General features: G+C 58.9%; 16 protein-coding genes. 7 read left to right on the top strand and 9 right to left on the bottom strand.

Translation table 11 applies throughout. The features are described 5' to 3' along the window. Positions 1 to 26: 26 nt before the first annotated feature. From SB822_RS18940 to SB822_RS18960, 5 genes are all read right to left on the bottom strand, one after another. The gene (locus tag SB822_RS18940; RefSeq protein ID WP_410855395.1) at positions 27 to 1,745 is read right to left on the bottom strand and encodes a tetratricopeptide repeat protein; all 1,719 of its coding nucleotides are present in this window, start codon (positions 1,743 to 1,745) and stop codon (positions 27 to 29) included. 188 nt (positions 1,746 to 1,933) lie between these two features. Next, positions 1,934 to 2,314 (bottom strand): hypothetical protein, encoded by a 381-nt coding sequence (locus SB822_RS18945; RefSeq protein WP_242684347.1) that lies wholly within the window; start codon positions 2,312 to 2,314, stop codon positions 1,934 to 1,936. Next, a complete protein-coding gene (locus tag SB822_RS18950; RefSeq protein WP_410855396.1) occupies positions 2,289 to 3,827 on the bottom strand; it encodes an efflux transporter outer membrane subunit in 1,539 nt (512 codons plus the stop codon). Before SB822_RS18950 ends, SB822_RS18945 begins: the two co-directional genes overlap by 26 nt. Continuing rightward, entirely contained in the window at positions 3,824 to 4,900 is a 1,077-nt protein-coding gene (locus tag SB822_RS18955) for an HlyD family secretion protein (RefSeq protein ID WP_410855397.1), read from the bottom strand. The genes SB822_RS18950 and SB822_RS18955 overlap by 4 nt, the downstream gene beginning before the upstream one ends. Before the next feature lie 12 nt (positions 4,901 to 4,912). Next, entirely contained in the window at positions 4,913 to 6,538 is a 1,626-nt protein-coding gene (locus tag SB822_RS18960; RefSeq protein ID WP_039900809.1) for an MFS transporter, read from the bottom strand. Between the two features lie 565 nt (positions 6,539 to 7,103). On the opposite strand from SB822_RS18960, the gene SB822_RS18965 reads away from it, so the two are divergent. Next, positions 7,104 to 7,304 (top strand): hypothetical protein, encoded by a 201-nt coding sequence (locus SB822_RS18965; protein ID WP_007742081.1) that lies wholly within the window; start codon positions 7,104 to 7,106, stop codon positions 7,302 to 7,304. Positions 7,305 to 7,345: 41 nt separating this feature from the next. Here SB822_RS18965 and SB822_RS18970 read toward each other — a convergent pair whose 3' ends face one another. After that, complete coding sequence (locus tag SB822_RS18970) at positions 7,346 to 7,537, bottom strand: DUF2964 family protein (protein ID WP_410855398.1); 192 nt, start codon at positions 7,535 to 7,537, stop codon at positions 7,346 to 7,348. Positions 7,538 to 7,706: 169 nt separating this feature from the next. Between SB822_RS18970 and SB822_RS18975 the strand changes: the two genes are divergently transcribed. After that, positions 7,707 to 8,666, top strand: a complete 960-nt coding sequence (locus SB822_RS18975) for a LysR substrate-binding domain-containing protein (RefSeq protein ID WP_410855399.1) — start codon at positions 7,707 to 7,709, stop codon at positions 8,664 to 8,666. A gap of 25 nt (positions 8,667 to 8,691) precedes the next feature. Here SB822_RS18975 and mug read toward each other — a convergent pair whose 3' ends face one another. Beyond that, positions 8,692 to 9,231 carry a G/U mismatch-specific DNA glycosylase gene (mug, locus tag SB822_RS18980; RefSeq protein WP_410855400.1) on the bottom strand — a complete coding sequence of 180 codons (540 nt, stop codon included), beginning with the start codon at positions 9,229 to 9,231 and terminating at the stop codon, positions 8,692 to 8,694. A 150-nt stretch (positions 9,232 to 9,381) separates the two neighbouring features. After that, the gene (locus SB822_RS18985) at positions 9,382 to 10,377 is read right to left on the bottom strand and encodes a GlxA family transcriptional regulator (RefSeq protein WP_410855401.1); all 996 of its coding nucleotides are present in this window, start codon (positions 10,375 to 10,377) and stop codon (positions 9,382 to 9,384) included. A 554-nt stretch (positions 10,378 to 10,931) separates the two neighbouring features. Between SB822_RS18985 and ilvB the strand changes: the two genes are divergently transcribed. After that, positions 10,932 to 12,797 carry a biosynthetic-type acetolactate synthase large subunit gene (ilvB, locus tag SB822_RS18990; RefSeq protein WP_410855402.1) on the top strand — a complete coding sequence of 622 codons (1,866 nt, stop codon included), beginning with the start codon at positions 10,932 to 10,934 and terminating at the stop codon, positions 12,795 to 12,797. Positions 12,798 to 12,854: 57 nt separating this feature from the next. Here the strand turns inward: ilvB and SB822_RS18995 are convergent, their stop codons facing one another. Continuing rightward, positions 12,855 to 13,847 (bottom strand): hypothetical protein, encoded by a 993-nt coding sequence (locus tag SB822_RS18995; RefSeq protein ID WP_410855403.1) that lies wholly within the window; start codon positions 13,845 to 13,847, stop codon positions 12,855 to 12,857. Positions 13,848 to 14,114: 267 nt separating this feature from the next. Here SB822_RS18995 and dxs point away from each other — a divergent pair, with 267 nt between their 5' ends. The 4 genes from dxs to SB822_RS19015 all read left to right on the top strand — a co-directional run bounded on the left by dxs (position 14,115) and on the right by SB822_RS19015 (position 21,052). Further along, entirely contained in the window at positions 14,115 to 15,896 is a 1,782-nt protein-coding gene (gene dxs, locus SB822_RS19000; protein WP_410855404.1) for a 1-deoxy-D-xylulose-5-phosphate synthase, read from the top strand. A 24-nt stretch (positions 15,897 to 15,920) separates the two neighbouring features. Next, complete coding sequence (locus SB822_RS19005; RefSeq protein ID WP_007742073.1) at positions 15,921 to 16,259, top strand: ArsR/SmtB family transcription factor; 339 nt, start codon at positions 15,921 to 15,923, stop codon at positions 16,257 to 16,259. Positions 16,260 to 16,585: 326 nt separating this feature from the next. After that, positions 16,586 to 17,776 carry a porin gene (locus tag SB822_RS19010; RefSeq protein ID WP_039900855.1) on the top strand — a complete coding sequence of 397 codons (1,191 nt, stop codon included), beginning with the start codon at positions 16,586 to 16,588 and terminating at the stop codon, positions 17,774 to 17,776. Positions 17,777 to 18,226: 450 nt separating this feature from the next. Further along, positions 18,227 to 21,052, top strand: coding sequence for a 2-oxoglutarate dehydrogenase E1 component (locus SB822_RS19015; protein WP_410855405.1), 2,826 nt, complete (start codon positions 18,227 to 18,229; stop codon positions 21,050 to 21,052). Positions 21,053 to 21,062 lie beyond the last annotated feature (10 nt).

The raw sequence follows: 21,062 nt of genomic DNA on the forward strand, positions 1-21,062 counted from the left end.
GTCGCGCCAGATCCCAGACCCCCCCTTCAAACCACCAAAGAACTCTCCGCGCTTAGCGCATCACGCAACTCGTTCACCACACTTTCCCAGTCACCGAGCGCTGGTTGCCTGAACAACCGAACGCCCGGATACCACGGGCTATCTGTGCGATCGAGCAGCCATCGCCAGCACGTATCGAAGCGGTTCATGACCCATACCGGTTTGTTCATCGCCCCTGCGAGGTGTGCAACGGCGGTATCGACCGTGATGACGAGATCGAGGTTCTCCACTAACGCAGCCGTGTCCGCGAAGTCATCGAGTTCATCGGTGTAGTCGATGATCCGCTCGCCCAACCCCTGCTTTTCGCGCAACTGCTGTGCGGCCGGACCTTTCTGCAGGCTGTAAAAGCGCACATGCTGCACATCGAGGATGGGCCTTAGCGTTTCGAGCGTCACTGAGCGCCGCGCATCGGTCTTCCTCAACTCAGCGACATGCGGACGATTTCCACCCGCCCACACCAGCCCGACCTTCATCGCAGGCGCGCCGTCGCTGGCGAGCCGCTGCGCCCAGCGCTGCGCATCCGCGTTGTCCGCAGAGATATAGGGCGTCCCGGAGGGAATGCTCGCGAGGTCCGTCCCAAACGCGAGCGGCAAACTAAGCAGTGGCGCGTGGCAATCGAAGGCTGGCAACGGTTGACCCTGCTCGACCAGTTCAGTGACGCCGCCAAGCGTCGCGAGAAGCCGCATCAGTTCCTTCGGCACTTCGAGGACGACTCGTGCGCCCATCGCAGCGACGAGCGGCGCATAGCGGCAGAACTGCAGCGTGTCGCCCAGCCCTTGCTCCGCGTGCAGCAGAATGGTTTTGCCTTCGAGCGGAAATTCGCCGAGCCATAGCGGCTGTGCAAAGCTCCGCTGAGACGCCTTGATGCGATGTCGCTGCCAGCGCCATTCGTATTCGCGCCAGCCCTGTTCGAGCCGACCCATTTGCAGCAGACACAACGCGTAGTTCCAATGCGCCTCTGCCCAATCGGCGTCCAGCGCAAGCGCTCGCTCGTAGGACTGCAGCGCTTCATCGTGCAGCTTCATGTCGACGAGCGTGAGGCCGAGATTGTTCCAGGCATCGACGAATGCCGGGGCGAGTTCGAGCGCGCGCTGATAGCTCGCTTGCGCGTCCTGCGGACGGTTCATGTCGCTCAGCGCGTTCGCGCGATTGCTCCATGCATCGGCATAGCGGGCGTGCAGCGCGATGGCCTGATCGCAACTCGCGAGTGCGTCGGCGGGACGGTCAAGATCGCGCAACACGCAGGCACGGTTGTTCCATGCCTGTGCAAGTTCGGGCTGCAAGGCGAGCGCCTTGTCGAAGCTCGCCAGCGCTTCTGCCGGCCGGTCGAGTGCGGCCAGCGCGTTGCCGCGATTGTTCAGTGCATCGGGGAAGCCGGGTTGCAGCGCCAGTGCGCGGTTCGCGCTGGCCAGGCCCTCGCTGAAGCGGCGCTGCGCGTTATAGGCGTACGCGAGATTCGAGTGCAACGGCGCCTGCTTTCCGTTGATCGACACAGCTTTCTGCAATAACCCGACGCCTTCGTCGATGCGCCCCGCCTGTAACGACAGCGCGCCGAGCAGCTGGATCGCGTCAAAGTGCATGGGGCGCAGGGCGAGAATCTCGCGATAGATCTCCTCGGCTTCGGGCTGCGCTCCGTTTTGCTGCATCGCCACGGCTTCGCGAAGCATCGCGTCGATGCGGCGCTGCTGATTTGCTGTTTTGCTCATACGCGGCAGGGTCGCCGGCGCATTCGTGGACGCTTAGGGGCGGAATGGCCGGGTCAGATTCCAGTTGACCAGATGCCGTGCATTATCGCTGATGAACCCGGACGCGTCGGGTTCGCTGGCTGACCCCGGGCGAAGTCGTCGGGTACTGCATCCTCTACCGACGGCTAACCCGGTCACCGACCTTGCATTTAGCTGCCGAAAAAGATGCTGCAGTAGCTGATGGGACCCGTACAGTTGTCACCCGACGTGCTGCCGCCGCCACGATGCCAAAAGCCTCCTGCCTTTTTCTGCGACCCTGCCTGGTCCTTTCCAGTCAAGCTACCGCCGTAGCCCGATTCCGAAGCATTGCTCTGCTGCGACTGAACGGGAGGACTGCTTTCCTGAGCCTGTGACAATGCGGGGACGGCGAGGGCCGTTGCGATGACTAAGGTGCGAACAAACAATTTCATCATGCTCTCCAAGGACGACCTGCCGCAGAAGCGTGTCCACGGCGCTAAAGAAAACGAACAAACGGGGAAGGCGGCGCGCGTCGTCGTCGCCGCTTCAATGACGAACATCCCTTTGCGCATACGACGACTCCCATCCGCCGCCGAGTACTTTGCATAAGGTGATAAGGTTGGCGGCAGCGTCGGCCTTGCTTTGCTCCAGATTGCTCTGGGCGTCGAGCAACTGCCTCTGCACATTGAGCACGTCGAGAAAATCGACGGCGCCGGCCTTGTACCGCTGACGCGCGATAGAAAGCGCCCGCAGATTCAGACTCACGACTTCTTCCAGTCGATCATGCCTTCGCTGTTCAGCGTCATAGACGATCAGCGCATCATCCACCTCGCGCCAGGCCTGTAGCACGGTATGTTTGTAGACGATTGCCGCCTCCTGCTGTTGGGCCTCGCGCAACTGCAGCGTTCCCTTGAGACGTCCGCCTTCGAAAATCGGAAGCGTGATCGACGGCCCAACGACAAACTGACCCGACGCCCAATCAGCGAGATTCGACAGCTGAAGACTCTGGAATCCGGCGCTGCCATTCAGCGAGATGCGCGGATAAAAGTCGGCTTTTGCCATACCAATAGCTGCCGTCGCCGCGTGCAACTGTGCCTCGGCCTTTCTGATGTCGGGTCTGCGCTGCACCAGTTCGGACGGAAATCCAATCGGCACCTGATTGGGAAGCCCAGGAACGTCACGTGTCTCGACGAGCATCTGTCGCAGCGCACCGGGCTGCAAGGCCAACAACACGCCGATCGCGTTGATCGTCGTTTCGCTGCGCGATTCGAGCGTCGGAATCAGACTTTCGATCGTCGCGACTTGTGCGGACGCGTTTGCCACGTCGAGATCGGTCGTCACGCCTTCACGTACGCGCGTTTGCGTGAGCTTCGTGGCGTCGCGTGCAATCTCGAGATTCTGATGAGCGATCTGAAGTAGAGCCTGCGTGTCGCGCAGCTGAATATAGTCCCGCGCAAGTTCGGCACGCGCGGACAACAACACCGCGTTTCGCTCTTCGTACGAGGCATCCGTCAATGCAGACGCGGCTTCTACGCTGCGTCGAACCCGACCCCAGATGTCGACTTCCCATGACGCGTCAAAACCGAACTGATACAGGTTGTAAGCCGGCGAACCTTTGCTGCCCGGCAACGGCGCGACGCCAAGCGGTGCGCTCCCCGAAGCCGATTGCGTCTGGGTTTCTGTCGGCGAGACGCCAAGCAACGAAAGAATGCCGTTCTCGCTACCGCGCTCGCGGTTGTACGAAGCGGCGCCCGTGAGTGTCGGATATTCCGCGGCGCCTGCAACGCGCTGCTCGGCCCGGCTTTGCCGCAGACGGGCAGAGGCCGCCGCTACGTCGAGGTTTGCATCGGCCAGTTTCTGTTCGAGTGCGTTCAGCGTGGGATCGTTGAACAGCAGCCACCAATCCGGATTGAATTCGGATTCGGCCGCCTTGCTCGGCGCCTGTGCGGTCTGGGTACGATCGAAGACGTCGGGCGTGGCCGACGTCGGACGTTCGAAATTGGGGCCCACCAGACAGCCGCTAAGTGCAAAGCAAAGCAAACCTGCCAACGCGGGCGTACGAATGGAAAACTCGCGCGCGTTCATTTGCTGTCCGCTCCCGCGATCTTCGCGTCGCCATGCTTGCTAACCGCGACTTCCGCCTCGACAGAAAGCCCCACGCTCAATGTGGATGCCGCCTGCTGGCCCGGATCGATCGTGATCTTGACGGGCACGCGCTGCACGACCTTCGTGAAGTTGCCCGTCGCGTTGTCGGGCGCAATGGGCGCGAAGCTCACGCCGGTAGCAGGAGCCAGACTGTCGATATGCCCTTGAATGACAACGCCCGGAAAGCTGTCGACCTTGATACGCACACGCTCGCCAGGCCGCATGTGGGTGATCTGGTTCTCCTGGAAGTTCGCGACCACATAGGCATCCGAAAGCGGCACGATCGCGAGCAGCGGCGCGCCGGGTGTGACGAACGCGCCGACCCGCACCGAACGTCTGCCCACCTTGCCGTCGACGGGCGCATGAATCTCCGTGTACGACAGGTTGAGTTTGGCCTGCTCCAGCACGGCCTCAGCGTGTGCCAACGCACCGGCAGCCTTGTCGCGCTGCGTGCGCAGCACGTCGAGATTCTGTTCGGTCGCAGCGAGCGCAGCACGATCATGCGCCTGTTGCGCGAGTTGCTCGGCGAGCGCGCTCTTGGCGTGCTGATGCTCCTGCATCGTGCCCGCGCCGGACTCCGACAGGTTCTGGTAGCGCGCTGCATTTGCGCGTGCGAAATCGATCGACGCTTCGTCGGAACGCAGCGTGGCGCGCGCCTGATCGACGAGTGAAGGTTGACGCGCGATCTCGGCCTCGTAGTTCGCGACGGACGCCTTTGCGGCTGCCACATCGGCCTGCGCAGTCAGCAACGCAGCCTGGAAGTCGCGATCATCGATACGCACCATCAATTGCCCAGCCTTCAACTGCTGGTTGTCCTCGACGAGCACCTCTGAAATCTGTCCGGCAATACGCGGCGCGACGAGCGTGAAATCCGCGACGACGTAGGCGTCGTTGGTGGATTCGTAGTCCGGATTGGCAAGCAGCTTCGTGCAACCCCAGGCAACGACGCCCAGCACGACGACGACCGCGGCGATGCGAACCACTTTGGGGGGAAATCGGGTGAGGAATGACATATGAATCAATGGTTAGCGATTGGACGGCGGTGTCGTGCACCACGGCGGATAGATGCGCACCGGCAGCACGGGTATGAGAAGCAGAACGGCAACGGCGATCACCGCCATCACGCGATAGAGGTCGGCGGAAGTGAGCACCACGGCCTGCTCGTGAATCCGGTGCGCGAGTTCGCCGAGACCATGAGCAGCGTCGACGCTCTGACTGGCGATCAGTGCGTTATTGCCCAGATGGTCGACCAGCATGCTCGAATGAAAATGCTCACGGGCCGTGCCCACGCCTTCGATCAGCGCCGTTGCCGCCACGCCGGTGAATGCCTTGAGCGAGTTGAACATGGCGGAAGCGAAAGGGCCTTCCGTCGGAGGCAAGCCCGTTGTCACACCCATCAGGATGGCGACGATCACCATAGGCTGCGCCACGATCTGCAACGACTGGAGCCAGTAAAAGTTCTCGCGAACCCACTCGGAAGTCATGAAGCTCCCAAGGAAGCACGTGGTGGCGACCAGCGACAGTCCCAACGCCATGATCCACCGCGAATCGATCCGGGGCATGTTTAGCAGGGCGGCCGTCAGAGGAAGCGTAATCAGCAGCGGAATGGCAACCAGCAACGCCAGCGGTGCCGTTTGAAGCGGCCTGTACGTGTGCACCATCGCAAGGAACTGGGCGGGAATCACAGCGACACCGACCAGCAACATCACGGCGCCCACGAGCGTCGACAGACCATGCGAGAAGTTTCTGCGGTACAGCAACTGCAGCTTGAAGAACGGAACCGGCTGATACCACTCGTTGACGAGAAACGCGATGAAAAGAAGCGTTCCTCCGGACAGCATCACGCAGATAAACGTCGAATTCAGCCAGTCGAGTCGATCGCCCTGTAACAGGCCCATGACGAGCATGGCAACACCTGGACCGCCCGTGATCAATCCGACCCAGTTGAACGACCGGAACCTTTCGAGCTTGACAGCATCTTGCGGCAGGCCGTACTGGATCGCCACACAGCTCAACAGTCCGAACGGCACGGTCTGCCAGAACGCCATCTTCCAGCTGACATACTCCGTCCACAACGCGGCGAGCGGCGTGCCAATCGTAGGCCCAAAGGTTGCTGTGAGCGCGTATCCCGCAAGCCCATACAGCTTGATTCTGGGCGGCAGATAGCGCAACGCCACGATGATCAGCATGGGCGGCAGACAGCCCCCAGCGACGCCCTGGAGCACACGCAGCACATAAAACGTGGACAGGTTCGGCGAGAACGGGCAAAGGAAGGCAAACAACATCGAGGCCACCACCGCACCTATCGTGAACCGCTTCAAGGTGAAGGTGATGCCGAACCACGGTGCAAAGATCATCGTGGACACGTTGGCGGCTTCGAACAGAACGGTCAGCCAGCTCCCGTCGTCATGTCCGATGGAGAGCGCGCCACGCACGTCGGTCATGGCAAGTGCAGTGACCTGTTCGTTGACGATTGCCAGCAGCGACGCGAGCAGCATTCCACTCAGACCAATGGCCAGGCGCAGCGACATCTCCGCTTGCGCGGGTGCCTGAGGCGCGGGCGTCGGCGCTTGCGCTGCAGGCAACGGGGCAGGAGACGGTGCAACAACCGGGCCGGCCGTTTCAGTCGTCAATGGGTTGACACTCGTCATAGGGGTGCGCTCGGCAAATAGTCCTCAACAACGCATCGCATCTGGGATAGACCTTCAGACGATGGACGCTGACGGAGACCTCAGGTGTTCCAGGAGAAGACCTTTGCAATGACCTCTTGACCATTTACGTGGTTAATTCACCCGGAATTGCCGCGGTGAATTCACCGCGCGATGACGTGACTAATTCTAGGAGTTGAGCAGGGTTTCCAAAAGTCGTCGCATGTAACGTTTTAGGCCATTCGATTTTGAAATCTGGCCATGCGCGTTCTGTAAGGATTTTTTGACGATCAGATGGAAATTGACTTTTTCCATACGGTCAATTTGCGGCATTTGTCATAGGGTTGGTCGCAAACCACCGCTGTCCGGCCACGATGACGCTCTCAGGGTAGAGGTCACTGCATTTGCAGTAATCCGTCAACTAGACTCTGCGCAAACCAATCTGAATCTGAAACACATAGTTGTTTTACGTGCATCGACGGAAATGTAGGCGCCGGATAGAATCAAATCAAGTCGAATGAATTCGACAGCCTGCAATTGATTAACCGTTATTGATTGGTGAGCGAAAATGAAATTCTCAGTTAAAGAAGCAATTCAGTCTGACGATATCTCCAGAATCCAGCGTGCGATGAAGAGCGTCGACGCGGATGCGCAAGTGGACGTCAATGTCGGTGCAAATACGGTGAGCGTGGATTCCTGGCTGATGCCCGAAGAATTCTTCGTTGCTTTCCAGGACGAAGACTACAACGTGGCCATTCTCGAAGCATAGCCGCCGACGTGGCCGGTGCGGTTTGCAACCGGCCATAGCAATCACGCGTCGTCACTGCGGGTTGACTTGAGCAACACGACGAAACCCGCTATCACGATGACGACGGGCGCCGCCGCATAGCGGGCTATCTCTTCATGACCGGAGAGCAGTCCATTGAATGCTGCAAGCGGGCCGCCCACTGCGATAAACACGCCGATCTTCAACAGCGTAGATCTGAGTTTCAGCCGAAACATGCCCGCTACCAATGTTAGGCGAATGGGTCGATTGTGGGAGATGAGCCCGGTTTCTTGAAGCGCGCACGCACTACGTTATGGGCCATTCAGTGCTCGAATTGCGCCAGGCTGAGCGTGACGCAGAGAATCGCACATACAATTGTGTGGAGAACTGAAGTCGGGAATTACGATGGACAAATTTCGAGAGATGGAGGTGTTCGTCGCCATCGTTGATCGAGGCAGTTTTACCAGCGCGTCAGAGAAGCTCGGCATGTCGGCTCCCACGGTTTCAAGGGCGTTGAATTCGCTGGAAACACGCGTCGGCGCGCAGCTGATTGCGCGGACCACACGCTCGATCCGTCCCACAGACGCGGGAATGTTCTACCTCGAAGCATGCCGCAGAGTACTCGATACCATCGCTGACGCGGAATCGAATATCGCCGCTGAGCAAAGCAAGCCTGTGGGCACGTTGACTGTCTCCGCACCGGTCTTGTTTGGCCAGCGGTTCATCGCTCCGCTCATCAACGCCTACGCAAATATCTATCCGGACGTCAGCGTGAATGTCGTCTATGTCGACCGTACGACGCGGCTGATCGAGGAAGGGGTGGATATCGCGATTCGCATCGGTCATCTTGGCGATTCTTCAGTGTTCGCCGTGCCATTGGGCGCCGTGAGCCGCCGAACCTATGCAGCGCCGGCGTATCTCGACGCGCTCGGAGAGCCCGTTCATCCCAGGCAACTGAGTGACCACCACTGCGTGTCCTTTACGGGAGTGACGCATCCGCTCGAATGGCTGTTCTACGAAAACGGTTTGAGGTTGCCCGTTCGGGTTCGTCCGCGAATGATCGTCGATCTGGCGCCCGCGGCTGTCATGGCGGCCGTCGACCGCGTGGGGATAACGCAACTGCTCTCTTACCAGGCAGCGCCCGAAGTGCTTAGTGGAAGTCTGCAACGAATCCTGGCAGCGTTTGAGCCGGAGTCGATCCCCGTGAATCTGCTGCACGTCGAGCGAAAAGGCACGAGCATGAAGATTCGCTCGTTCGTCGAATTCGTGACTGAAACGTTACGCAGAAACGCGCACCTTCAATTCGTCGATGCACCGAAGACAGTGAGAGTTGGCAGTGCGATCGCAGATCTCGCTGAACCGTAGCGTAGTTCATCCCATGCGAGAGGATTCAAAGTGCGCAATGCACTGAATCAACTGCGAGACGAAGTTCCCGATACGCGGAAACCAGCGCATCCAGACTGAACGCGCGGTTCAAGCCGCTGGGATTGGGCAACACCCAGACGCGTGTGCCGCCAAATGTGACCGACTGAAGCCCCCAATCGACGTCGCGTTTGCCGATCAATTCGGAAACCGCCATCTTGCCAAGGAAGGCAACATAGCGCGGCGCGTACTGTGCGATCTTTCGCTCGAATTCAGGCGCGGCCGCCTTGATTTCCGATCGGGACAACTGCTCCGCCCGCGCTGTCGGGCGCGATACTGCCGTCGTCAAGCCGCACGCGTATTGCAGCAGTGAACGGTCGTCTTCGGAGTGTAGCTGTTCGCGCGTAAAACCCGCCAGGTGAAGAACTCGCCAGAACCGGTTTCCACGGCCCTCGAAGTGGTGACCTGTCGATGCCGCGCTTAGCCCCGGATTGATCCCGCAAAATACCACCGATAAGCCTGTATCGAGAAGATCCGGAAGACCTTGAAGCGAGTCAGGGTGAGCCATGGAGATTGCGGGCCTTTCAATGACAATTCGTTAGACCGCACGTGTGAGACACGTGTCGGGTAAGACACGCAGGAGTGTGACGCAGCCCGCGAGCCTGAAGAAGCAGCAGAAGTACCGATTTCAAGTCGAACATGACTCGATTCACACCGTTCATTCGGCGATCGCGTCAAGCTCCAGCGAGTGTTCGTCCACTTCGCCACGAAAGCGCTGCCGATACTGTTTCGGCGTCACATTGAGCCGTCGGGCGAACGTTGTACGCATATGCGTGGCGCTGTGGAAGCCGCATTTGAACGCAACGGTCTTGAGCGGCGCATCCGTTTCTTCGAGCAGTTTTCTCGCCGTATCCACACGGACCTGTTCGACAAATGCCGACGGCGTCACCTTTGCATATTTGGCGAACAGGCGCGAGAAGGTGCGTCGACTGACGGAGACAGCGCTTGCGAGTTGCTCGATCGAGAGCACGTCCGTAATGTGGTCCATCACGTAACGCTGCACCTTGCCGATGATGGGATCATCATCCTTGCGCACGCCGACGTAAGGGCTGTATTGCGACTGCCCACCTTCACGCTGGATATAAACGACCAGCCGTTTCGCGACGCGCACGGCCAGCTTATGCCCCCAGTCTTCGGCCACCAGTGACAGGCACAGATCGATGCCCGCGGTAACGCCCGCTGACGTGAACAGGCGGCCGTCGCGAATGAAAATCCTGTCGGGCTGCACGCACGTTTGAGGAAAGTCGTCGGCGAGGCGGCCGGCATCGGCCCAATGGGTCGTCACTTCGCGGCTATCGAGCAGCCCTGCATGAGCGAGCAGGAACGCGCCGTTGCAAACCGAGCCATAACGGGTCGCGCCGTTCGCCTGACGCCTCAACCAGTCGAGAAACTGGACCGGCGGACGAAAGTCGGGCAACTGCGGTCCCCCCGCTATCAACAGCAGGTCACATTGTGTGTCGAAATCCGCATAGCCGAAGGGCACGGCGAGTTGCATCCCATTGGATGCCGTTACCATGCCTGCTTCGAATCCTACGAAAGAGACCTGATATCGCTGATGCTCAGGCAGAAACGTGTTGGCTTCGGCGAATACGTCCAGTGGGCCTGCGACGTCCAGGGCTTGCACACCATCAAATATGACAACGGCGACTTTCATTTCGTGACCTTCATTGACTGTAAGCACGCCCACGGCTAACCGTGTTGGACGCTCCACTACAACGCATCACGCAATGCCATGAAGCCTGGTAACGTGCAGTCGATTAGCTTATCGTAAGAATTCACCGTCACTGTGTCGTGATTAGAAAATCTCAAATGTATTTTTTCCGGAATGCCAGGTTTGCAGGTTGGTTTGCTATTTTTGTCAGTAACTGCAGAATCAGCTTTCCTTAATTTCCCGCTGTCGTTCGCTTGAATAGTGCACCAGAAAGCTGTCGAAGGCGATGGCCGAAAACGGTCTCAGTTTGGCCCGTGAATGCGCCTGTTGGGCAATCGCTCGCGCGCAATGCTTGTCACAATGAAAGCGAAACCCCCTCGCAATTCTTCCGGTTGCACATCACAAAAGTGCTGGATGGGTTGGCTATGCACGGAGAACCCGTCAGGTCGAACGTCCGCAAGCTGGTGCTGAACATACGCTGTTCTCGAGTTGGAAGGGAGATTGGCCTTTGAATTGGGCCGCTGAAACGATCAGCGCCCGTTCCATTCGAGACAACCATGACCCGAAACCCAAACGTCGCTTCACAAGTATTCCAGAAAGCAGAAAACGCCGGCGAGCCGATGTCGGGCGCCGACATCATCCTGCGCGTGCTCAGCGAACAGGGCGTCGATACCGTGTTCGGATACAGCGGCGGCGCGATCCTGCCGACGTACGACGCTGTCTTTCGCTTCAACGAACTGCACGAGAAAAATCCCGAGCGTCAGATCAAGCTCGTTGTTCCTGCCAATGAACAGGCGGCAGGGTTCATGGCTGCGGGTTACGCGCGTGCAAGCGGAAAGGTCGGCGTATTCATGGTCACGTCCGGTCCAGGGGCGACGAACGCCGTGACGCCGATCGCCGACTGCAACGGCGACTCGGTTCCCGTTGTCCTTATCTGCGGACAGGTGCCGCGTGCCGTGATCGGCACCGATGCCTTTCAGGAAGCGCCCGTATTCAACATCATGTCGGCGTGTGCGAAGCAGGTCTTTCTGGTTACCGATCCGACGAAACTGGAGCAGACGCTGCGGACAGCATTTGAAATTGCGCGCACCGGTCGTCCTGGTCCCGTCGTCGTCGATGTCCCCAAAGACATCCAGAACTGGGTGGGAACCTACCAGGGGCATGGGACACTGCAGTTTCGAGGCTACTCCGACCGTCTTCGAATGGTCGCAAAAGGCGCTGATCTCGGCGAAGACAAGCGCGCTGAATTCTTCGAGCTGCTCGCGCAGAGCAAGCGGCCGTTGTTGTATGTCGGCGGTGGCGTGATCGCAGCGGGCGCGACGGCCGAACTGCGCCAGTTTTCCGAACGCTACAAAGTCCCCATTGTGACGACGCTGATGGGACTCGGCGCGATACCAGTGAAGCACGAGTTGTCGCTGGGCATGTTGGGCATGCACGGCGCGGCTTGCGCGAATTACGCGGTCGAAGATTGCGATTTTCTGATTGCGGTCGGCGCCCGGTTCGATGATCGGGTTGCGGGTGGCCGGCCCGAAGCATTTGCGCCCCGCGCACGGTACGTCGCGCATATCGACATTGACGAGGCGGAGATCGGCAAAGTCAAGCGGGCGCACTGGACTCATGTCGGCGATGCGAAGGACGCGCTTCTGTCGCTGATGGGTTACGGTCGTGATGTGCAAGCGCCCTCTGACTGGCTCGAACAGGTGCTGGACCTCAAGCGGGCCTACGGCATGAACTACGACAGGCATAATCCGACGATTCAGCCGCAGTACGTCATCGAACGGCTCAGCGAAATCACGGGCGGGCGCGCAATCATCAGCACAGGTGTTGGCCAGCATCAGATGTGGGCTGCGCAGTTCTTCGACTTCGTCGAGCCGAGAAACTTCCTCACGTCTGGGAGCATGGGGACGATGGGCTTCGGCTTGCCCGCCGCGATCGGCGCTCAATTCGCGCAACCGGATGCTCTCGTGATCGACATCGACGGCGACGGCAGTATCCGGATGAATGTGGGCGAACTCGAGACGGCCAGCACGTACGGTGTGCCAGTCAAAGTCCTGCTGCTCAACAATCTCGGCGATGGAATGATCCGGCAGTGGCAGCATCTGTATTACGAAGGCCGCTTATGCGTCAGCGACAAGACGCTTCACCGCAAGGACTTCGTGATGGCGGCACAGGCCGATGGGTTTGGTTTTGCCTGTCGCGTCGATGCGATCAGCGAACTTGACGCGAAACTCAAGGCTTTCATCGATTTCGACGGACCTGCTTTCCTCGAGGTCATGATCGACCAGAACGCCGATGTCTATCCGATGGTCGGGCCGGGCCAGAGCTACTCGAATATGATCACCGGGCCGTTCATCCCTTCGCGGAATCGTCAGAAAGCGGGTGGGGAAGGTGCCGGGCGTCAGCAGGTTGCGGATATGTTCTAGCAGCGTGCTTGCGATGTTGCTATGCGGGTCGTGTTTCGGCACGGCCCGCAATTCCCGCTACCACTGAAAGGACAGGTTCGTGGGTTCGGTGTCGTCGTGGGCCTGTGAACGTTCGACGCGACTCAAATCGTAGCCGAGCATAAAGAGGGCGCCCTCGACGCGTCTGAAACCCTCGGGTCCGGAGCACCACATTGCACCAGATCTGCTGACGGCGGCGGAGAGAATCCAGTTCGCCTGGATATTCACGCGCGCCCATTCCCGCGATCCTGCCGGTCCGCCGGAAAGACGGGCAAACTTGTATGGCCCGCACGATGCATCGCGTCTATTTCTTTCTCCCTGGCCAGGCGCCCATCGAAATGCGAGGCTTTCCGGAACGGCATCAACCCGATGTTCGGCTTCCCTGCTTTCGAGGTATCTCCTGACGAGATAACAGAGCGCAGCGCCGACCCGGCTGTCGTAAATCACATGTGCGGGTAAAGCGAAAGAATAGTATTTGGTCCAACCGGAGTTCATCTTGGACCATTGCGTCGATGGATCCGGGTTGCGGTTAAAAACAGAAAGATCTGGAGCATCGGACAACAACGCCTCGCGGCCATTGCGCAGCACCTGGATAAGCGATGGGCCCTGGTTCATTGCCCAGGACACGTTGCTTTCATTCGCGCGTGTCCCACGTCCGAACCCCCATTCCATGACCTTCCTGCAGGCAGCACGTGTCAGATCAAGCGCGAACTCGCTGTCTTCTTCGACGATCGCGGACTGTACGCAGGAACGTACCCCATCGGCCTCTTTTTTGTTTTCGTCGTAGAAGCGGTGGTTCCACCAGTAAAAGCGGAATAGCTGTTCAAGCGTCTCTGCCTCGACGACATACAGGGAACCGGCCGCTTCTCTCTCGATCTTTCCGGGACATTGCATCTCGTAGTGACGGGGCAACCTGTTTTTCGGAAACGCCGCAGAGAAATTGATCCGGGTGTGACCGGACAGGACTCTCGATAAATAGGCTATGAAACCGTCGACATGTTCGTCGTTCAGATACTCATTCCGGTGCTGCATACATGCGGTTAGTGAAAGTTGATGGAATATCGCGCGGTATCGCTGATTAGGTCACGAATCGACGTTGAGGTTGAACATTTTCTGTTGTCGATTCAGGCCAGATTGCTTCGAAATCGAGCCTCGCGCGAGCGTGAGCACGCGCTTTCGAAACTTGTCCTGCGGTCGGTGAACAATGGCCAAAGATCATCGCGCGGAAACCTTAGTATTGCAGACAGCGGGCGTTGGGAAGACCCTGATTGCCTCGTTGAACATCAGGATTGGAATGTAATGAGTTTACTTGACAGCATCGATTCGCCATCAAGACTGCGGGGTCTTGGAGAGAGCAAACTCCAGCGTGTTGCGGACGAGATTCGCGAGTTTCTGCTTGAAAGCGTATCGGCGACGGGCGGCCACTTCGCGTCGAGTCTCGGCGTGGTCGAACTGACTGTTGCACTTCACTATGCATTCGATACACCAAACGATCGTCTGGTGTGGGACGTCGGCCACCAGAGCTATCCGCACAAGATTTTGACCGGCCGCAAAGCGGGAATGGCAAGCGTGCGCAAAGTGGGCGGAATGGCAGGCTTTCCCACGCGCGAAGAATCCCCCTACGATGCGTTCGGCGTGGGACACGCGGGGACTTCGATATCGGCGGCTGTCGGCATGGCTTTGGCACTGCGCAATCGTGGCGCGCGCGCCGTGGCAATCATCGGGGATGGTGCGCTATCGGCTGGTATGGCGTACGAGGCGCTCAATCACGCAGGTTCCTGCAAGGAATTGCCGCTGACGATCATCCTGAACGACAACGGAATGTCGATTTCACCCGCCGTCGGAAGTCTGAACGATCATCTTCAGTCGCTGACCGGGAAATGGCGCGATGACGAATCTTCGCTATTCGAAGCGCTCGGTCTCGACTACGTCGGACCCATCGACGGACATGACATTCCGACACTGCTTGCCGTACTGCGAGACGCAAAGACTCGCACCCGTCCGCATGTCATCCATGTCGTGACCCAGAAGGGACGCGGTTATGAACGCGCGGAACTCGATCCCGTCACATACCACGGCCCAGGTCCTTTCGATCTGGTCGACGGATTGATTTCCTCCGCAGGCGGCAAGCGCACTTATAGCCAGGTATTCGGCCAGTGGCTTTGTGATTCGGCGGAGAAGGATGATCGAATCATCGGTATCACGCCCGCAATGCGCGAAGGCTCCTGTCTGGTCGAATTCGAGCAACGATATCCCGATCGCTACATCGACGTGGGTATCGCTGAACAGCACGCGGTGACAGTTGCCGCCGGCCTTGCGACAGAAGGGATGCGGCCAGTCGTCGCCATCTATTCGACATTCCTTCAGCGCGGCTACGACCAGCTGATTCACGATGTCGCGTTGCAAGAACTGCCCGTTTTGTTTGCCGTCGATCGCGCCGGTATAGCGGGAGGCGACGGCGCGACTCACCTTGGCGCGTTCGATATCGCGGCGCTGCGTTGCATTCCCAACATGGTCGTGATGACACCGTCCGATGAGAGAGAGTGCTATCTGATGCTGAACACGGCGCTCGCCTATCCGGGGCCGTGCGCCGTCCGTTATCCCCGTGCGAAGACAGGCTCCGACGTTATCGGACACACGAACGAGATTCTTCCCTTTGGAAAGGGGATCATCCGCCGCTCAGCGGGTGAACAGGGTGATCAACGCGTGGCGTTCCTTGCATTTGGGCCGCTGCTGTCGGTCGCAATGGAAGTGGCGCAGGAAATCGACGCGACGGTGGTGGACATGCGTTTCGCCAAGCCACTGGATGAGGACTTGTTGCTGACGGTCGCAAGATCGCACGACGTGATCGTGACGATCGAAGAAGGCACGGTGACGGGCGGCGCGGGTGCCGCATGTGCCGAACATATCGCGGCTGAAGGGCTGGCGGTGCCTGTATTGCGTGTTGGACTTCCAGATGAATTCATTCGGCACGGCGACCGCTCCAGACTGCTCGAACTGAATGGCCTGGACGCGGCAGGGGTACTCGAGACGGTGCGGGTATTCACTGGCCGCCACTTTGATCTCTTTGACGCCGTCTGAGGCATCGCACAGGATATGTCAGCAATGAGCACGACCGGAACGACGATTGACTTCGATGCAGCCATCCGGGCGTTGGCGCATCCATTCCGTCGAAAAGTACTGCAGTGGCTGGCCAATCCGGACGCGTACTTTACGGAAGCCGAGTATTGCGCGCTGCGAGCTGTGTCGGCGGGCATGCTGCACGCTCGAAGCGGCCTGTCGCAGTCGACGGTGTCAGGCCATCTGTCCCAGCTTGAGCGGGCCGGCTTGATCAAAACGCAAAAGGTTGGACAGTGGGTGTTCTTCTCGCGTAATGAAAACGCGATCCGTGAATTGGCCGAATGGCTTTGTGCCGATATTGCGCGGATCAGCGAGCAGGTCTAGATCAGCAAGTTTCGGCCACATGCAACATCTCGTTTCCTCAATACAAAAGTCATGACCAGAAACGGAACGAAGATGTCTCAGAACCACTGCGTCCGTGGCTTCGCCAAAGCACTGTAGACGATACAGTGAGCAGCCACTTTTGCTGACCCTCAAAAGCATGATTCCGGTTTCCCCCTGGTGCTTCTGAGCACTGCTTTTCGGGCAGCAAAAGTTGGCGTGGACCAGGAAAAAGCAACGATCGACTGCGAGCCGGATGTCAAAGGCGACAGCTGTCGACGCACACAAAGAAGGAATTAAAGATCATGAGACGTTATCTCGAAGTCCGGATGGGACTGTCCGTCGTGGCAATGACAGTTACTGCGCCTGTCTTTGCGCAAAGCAGCGTGACGCTCTACGGCATCATCGACACGGGCTTCGGTTATCAATCAAGTCAGACAACGTTGGGCTCGACCTCGGGTGGGCACTCCGCCGTCAAGATAATCAACGGCGTATGGGCCGGCAGCCGGTTCGGCCTGAAAGGCACGGAAGATCTGGGCGGCGGTACGAAAGCAGTGTTCCAGCTGGAGGAGGGCTTTAACAGTGCAACTGGGGCGCAGTCCGTCAACGGCTTGATGTTCAACCGGCAGGCGTTTGTCGGCGTGACCAACGAGCGGTACGGCGCGCTAACGGCAGGACGCCAATACGCGTCGTATTACCAGTTGCTCGCACCCTACAGCCCGGTAACATGGCTTTCGGGCTTCTACGGCGCACACCCGGGCGACCTCGATGGGCTGGACACGATCTATCGTACGAATAACACGATCGAGTACATGTCGCCCAGTTGGTATGGTCTCAAGGTTAGCGCTTCATATTCGTTGGCGGGCGTACCGGGCAGCGTGAATCAGGGTTCGACGTGGGCAGCGGGACTCCAGTACACGCGAGGCGCATTCGGTGTAGCGGCGGCGTTTTCGCGCATCAACAATTCGACACGCGGTGGCGGCGCGTTCGGTGCCGATTCGGCGACGTCGAATGCCGGGGCACAGACGGGTGTGTCGGCCGTCACCAATGGCTACCAGACAGCGCAGGCGCAACAGCGCTTCGCGGTGGGCGCAGGCTACACGATCAACAGTCAGTTCGACGTGACGGCGACGTATACGAACGTCCAATACATCCCGGGCGCGGGCTCGGCGTTCCGCGACCAGGCGACCTTCAATACTGGCGGGATGGTGCTGCACTGGAAGGCGGCGCCCGTGTGGGACTTCGCTGCCGGTTACAGTTACACACGCGCTACGGAAGCCAACGGCATCAAGAGCAGCGCTCAATATCAACAGGTCACACTGTCCGAGTACTACTCCCTATCCAGAAGAACGGGCGTATATGCGTTGCAGGCGTATCAGCGTGCAAATGGTCAGACGTTGGGATCGAATGGCCACAGCATCATCAATGCGACTGCGACGATCGGCGATGGCTTTCAGTCGACGCCTTCCTCGTCGCGTAGTCTGTTCGCGGCTGGCGTAGGGATCATTCACCGGTTTTGACATCGTTTAGATAGATGCGCGCCGGGGCTTCTGAACAACGAAGCCTTGGCACGTAAAAGGCTCCGCTCCGATCGCAGCCTTCGCGCCGCACGCTACCCGTCCAATACACGAAATTCTGGCCTTATAGAGACGATGACCAGAAACGGGCGGTGAATGTCCCAAGACCGTCATAGCTAAAGCGACGGTGCCTATCCACGCAACCTAAACTGTTCTTATCAGCGGTCAAGAGATTGCTGATCCTGGCAGGCACAGGAACCTGGTGGCAGGAGCCACGAGGTAATGCACAGTTGGACTCGGAACGGATGGCGCTAGATGCGCCCTCTTTTCGCAGTCGGATTTTGTCTTCGTGTACCTGTGAAAGCGTTGGCTCGGCCAAGGCAGCAACAGGTGCTGTCTGGCTCGGATTTGTGACAGATATCGGGTGTGAGCCCGACTGAGGACGGAATCACCATGATTACGCGGAATCGGAAAACCTCCTTCCTGTTTGGAGGCAATGCTCCTTACGTCGAAGAGCAATACGAAACTTATCTTGCGGACCCGACCACGGTGTCGGAGGATTGGCGCGGCTATTTCGACGCGTTGCAGGACGTGCCGGCTGTCGATGGATCGGATACAGGTGACGTCGCGCATGGACCCGTCGTGTCGCGTTTCGTCGAACTGGCGAAGCAGACGCGCACGGCAGGGCGCTCGGAGAACGACGTACTGAGTTTCGCCCGCAAGCAGGTCGCCGTACAGGCATTGATTTCAGCCTATCGTATGGTTGGAACTCGCAATGCCCATCTGGATCCGCTGCGCTGGACCGCTCCCGTGCCAGTGCCTGAACTGAATTCGAGCTACTACGATCTGTCCCACGCGGACATGAACACGAAGTTCAGCATGTCGGGTGCTCACTTTTCGGACCAGGTCGAAACGCTGGGCGACCTGATGCAGGCGCTAAAAGAAACCTATTGCGGAACGCTGGGCGCCGAGTTCATGTATCTGGCTGATCCGGAACAGCGCAACTGGTGGTCCATGCGGCTCGAGTCGTCGCGTTCGAAAGCCGCACTCGATAACGGCGACAAGCTGCACATCCTCGAACGTCTGACTGCTGCCGAAGGGCTGGAAAAATATCTGCATGCCCGCTATGTCGGCCAAAAGCGTTTCTCGCTCGAGGGCGGAGAGTCGCTCATCGTCCTGCTGGACGAACTGGTGGCATACGGTGCGACGAAGGGCGTCAAGAGTTCGATTCTCGGCATGGCGCATCGCGGACGCCTGAACGTTCTCGTCAATATTGTCGGAAAGCCGCCGGCTGCGCTGTTCGACGAGTTCGAGGGAAAGACCGCGCATCTGCTTCCGGCCGGCGACGTGAAGTATCACAAGGGCTTTACCGGCTTGCTCCCAACGGCAACCGGGCCTGCCGAAGTGACGCTCGCGTTCAATCCGTCGCACCTTGAAGTCGTCAACCCGGTTGTGCAAGGCATTGCTCGCGCGCGCGCTGAAGTATTGGGTCAGGGCGCAAGTGCGGTCCTGCCGGTGGAGATCCACGGCGACGCCGCGGTTTCAGGTCAGGGCATCGTCATGGAGACGATGAACCTGTCGAACACGCGGGGCTACGGAACGGGCGGCACGATACATGTGGTGGTGAACAACCAGGTCGGATTCACGACTTCCGACCCGAGAGACGTGCGGTCGTCGTTCTATTGCACCGACATTGCGAAGATGATCGAGGCACCCGTGCTGCACGTGAACGGCGACGACCCCGAGGCCGTGATTGCCGCAACGCGTCTTGCCATCGACTTTCGCGCGACGTTCAACAAGAGTGTCGTGATCGAACTGGTTTGTTTCCGCCGCCACGGCCACCAGGAACAGGACACGCCCAACATCACGCAGCCGATGATGTATCGTTCCATTGCGGGTCACCCTGGCGTCCGTACGCTCTATGCAAGGAAACTGGTGGACCAGCAGCTTCTGACGGCGGAAGACGTGGAGAAGTATGTCCATGACTACCGTGAGCGTCTCGACACGGCTCAATCGGTCGAAGAGAAGAAGCCGGCCGCTCAAGAGAACGAAGAAGAGAACTGGCCACAACTGCTCGATGGAAACGTCAGCCGTATCTATTACGCGCCGCCGTTACTGGACCTTGTTCAAAAGCTTGCACTGAAGATCACCAGCATTCCGGATCAGTATTCGCTGCATCCGCTTGTTGGAAGAGTGGTGTCTGCGCGCCGTGACATGGCGGAAGGCAAGCGTCCGCTCGACTGGGGTATGGCGGAGCATATGGCCTTCGCGTCACTCCTTTCCGCAGGTATCGACGTGCGCCTAAGCGGTCAGGACAGCGAACGCGGTACCTTCAGCCATCGACATGCGGTGTTGCACGATCAGAACCGGGCGAGTCGGGCAGAAGGCACTTATGTTCCGTTGGAGCATGTGTCGGATGACCAGGGGCGGTTTTCGGTCACCAACTCGGTGTTGTCCGAGGGTGCCGTTCTGGGCTTCGAGTATGGATACTCGGTGGTTCGACAAAATTCACTCGTGCTGTGGGAGGCGCAGTTCGGCGACTTCGCCAACGGGGCACAGGTCGTGATCGACAACTTCCTGTCGGCGGGCGCTGCCAAGTGGGGACAACGTAGTGGCGTGACGATGTTGCTGCCGCATGGGCAGGAAGGCGAAGGTCCGGAGCACGCGTCTGCGCGCCTCGAGCGCTATCTGCAACTTTGTGCGCAGGACAATATGCGCGTCTGTCAGCCCACGACGCCGGCCCAGATTTTCCACCTGCTGCGGATGCAGGCGGTGCTGCACGATCGCGTTCCCCTCATTGTGATGACGCCGAAGTCGCTTCTGCGCCACCCGGAGGCTGTCAGCAGTCTCGATGATCTCGCCAAAGGACGATTCAACGAGATCCTCGCCGAATCGCCGACGAAGGAAGCGGCGTCCAAGGTCGACCGGGTCATCCTGTGTTCGGGCAAGGTCTATTACGAACTTCTCGAGCGTCGGCGTAAATCCGGAAAGGACAACATCGCTTTGATTCGCGTTGAGCAGTTGTATCCGTTCCCCGCGAAGCAGATCAGTTCGGAACTGGAGCGCTATCCGAATCTGAAGAGCGTGGTGTGGTGTCAGGAAGAGTCAAAGAATCAGGGTTCGTGGAATTTCGTCATGGAGCAACTGCTGGAGATTGTGAAGGCACCTGCAACACTGCGTTATATCGGACCTGAGGCGACCGCATCGACCGCGCCGGGATACAAGTCGATGCACCTCGCGCGTCAGGAGAAGTTCCTGCACGCAGCGATTGACGAATAAGACGGCGGAA

This window comes from Paraburkholderia sp. SIMBA_054, assembly GCF_046534875.1.
Lineage (GTDB): Bacteria > Pseudomonadota > Gammaproteobacteria > Burkholderiales > Burkholderiaceae > Paraburkholderia > Paraburkholderia hospita.

Bases quoted from the DNA above. Each gene is read 5' to 3' on its own strand.
- SB822_RS19015 (WP_410855405.1), top strand. From the start codon at position 18,227: ATGATTACGCGGAATCGGAAAACCTCCTTCCTGTTTGGAGGCAATGCT.
- SB822_RS18955 (WP_410855397.1), bottom strand. From the start codon at position 4,900: ATGTCATTCCTCACCCGATTTCCCCCCAAAGTGGTTCGCATCGCCGCG.
- SB822_RS18945 (WP_242684347.1), bottom strand. From the start codon at position 2,314: ATGCGCAAAGGGATGTTCGTCATTGAAGCGGCGACGACGACGCGCGCC.
- SB822_RS18960 (WP_039900809.1), bottom strand. From the start codon at position 6,538: ATGACGAGTGTCAACCCATTGACGACTGAAACGGCCGGCCCGGTTGTT.
- SB822_RS18940 (WP_410855395.1), bottom strand. From the start codon at position 1,745: ATGAGCAAAACAGCAAATCAGCAGCGCCGCATCGACGCGATGCTTCGC.
- mug (WP_410855400.1), bottom strand. From the start codon at position 9,231: ATGGCTCACCCTGACTCGCTTCAAGGTCTTCCGGATCTTCTCGATACA.
- SB822_RS18970 (WP_410855398.1), bottom strand. From the start codon at position 7,537: ATGTTTCGGCTGAAACTCAGATCTACGCTGTTGAAGATCGGCGTGTTT.
- SB822_RS18975 (WP_410855399.1), top strand. From the start codon at position 7,707: ATGGACAAATTTCGAGAGATGGAGGTGTTCGTCGCCATCGTTGATCGA.
- ilvB (WP_410855402.1), top strand. From the start codon at position 10,932: ATGACCCGAAACCCAAACGTCGCTTCACAAGTATTCCAGAAAGCAGAA.
- dxs (WP_410855404.1), top strand. From the start codon at position 14,115: ATGAGTTTACTTGACAGCATCGATTCGCCATCAAGACTGCGGGGTCTT.
- SB822_RS18950 (WP_410855396.1), bottom strand. From the start codon at position 3,827: ATGAACGCGCGCGAGTTTTCCATTCGTACGCCCGCGTTGGCAGGTTTG.
- SB822_RS18985 (WP_410855401.1), bottom strand. From the start codon at position 10,377: ATGAAAGTCGCCGTTGTCATATTTGATGGTGTGCAAGCCCTGGACGTC.
- SB822_RS18995 (WP_410855403.1), bottom strand. From the start codon at position 13,847: ATGCAGCACCGGAATGAGTATCTGAACGACGAACATGTCGACGGTTTC.
- SB822_RS19010 (WP_039900855.1), top strand. From the start codon at position 16,586: ATGGGACTGTCCGTCGTGGCAATGACAGTTACTGCGCCTGTCTTTGCG.
- SB822_RS18965 (WP_007742081.1), top strand. From the start codon at position 7,104: ATGAAATTCTCAGTTAAAGAAGCAATTCAGTCTGACGATATCTCCAGA.
- SB822_RS19005 (WP_007742073.1), top strand. From the start codon at position 15,921: ATGAGCACGACCGGAACGACGATTGACTTCGATGCAGCCATCCGGGCG.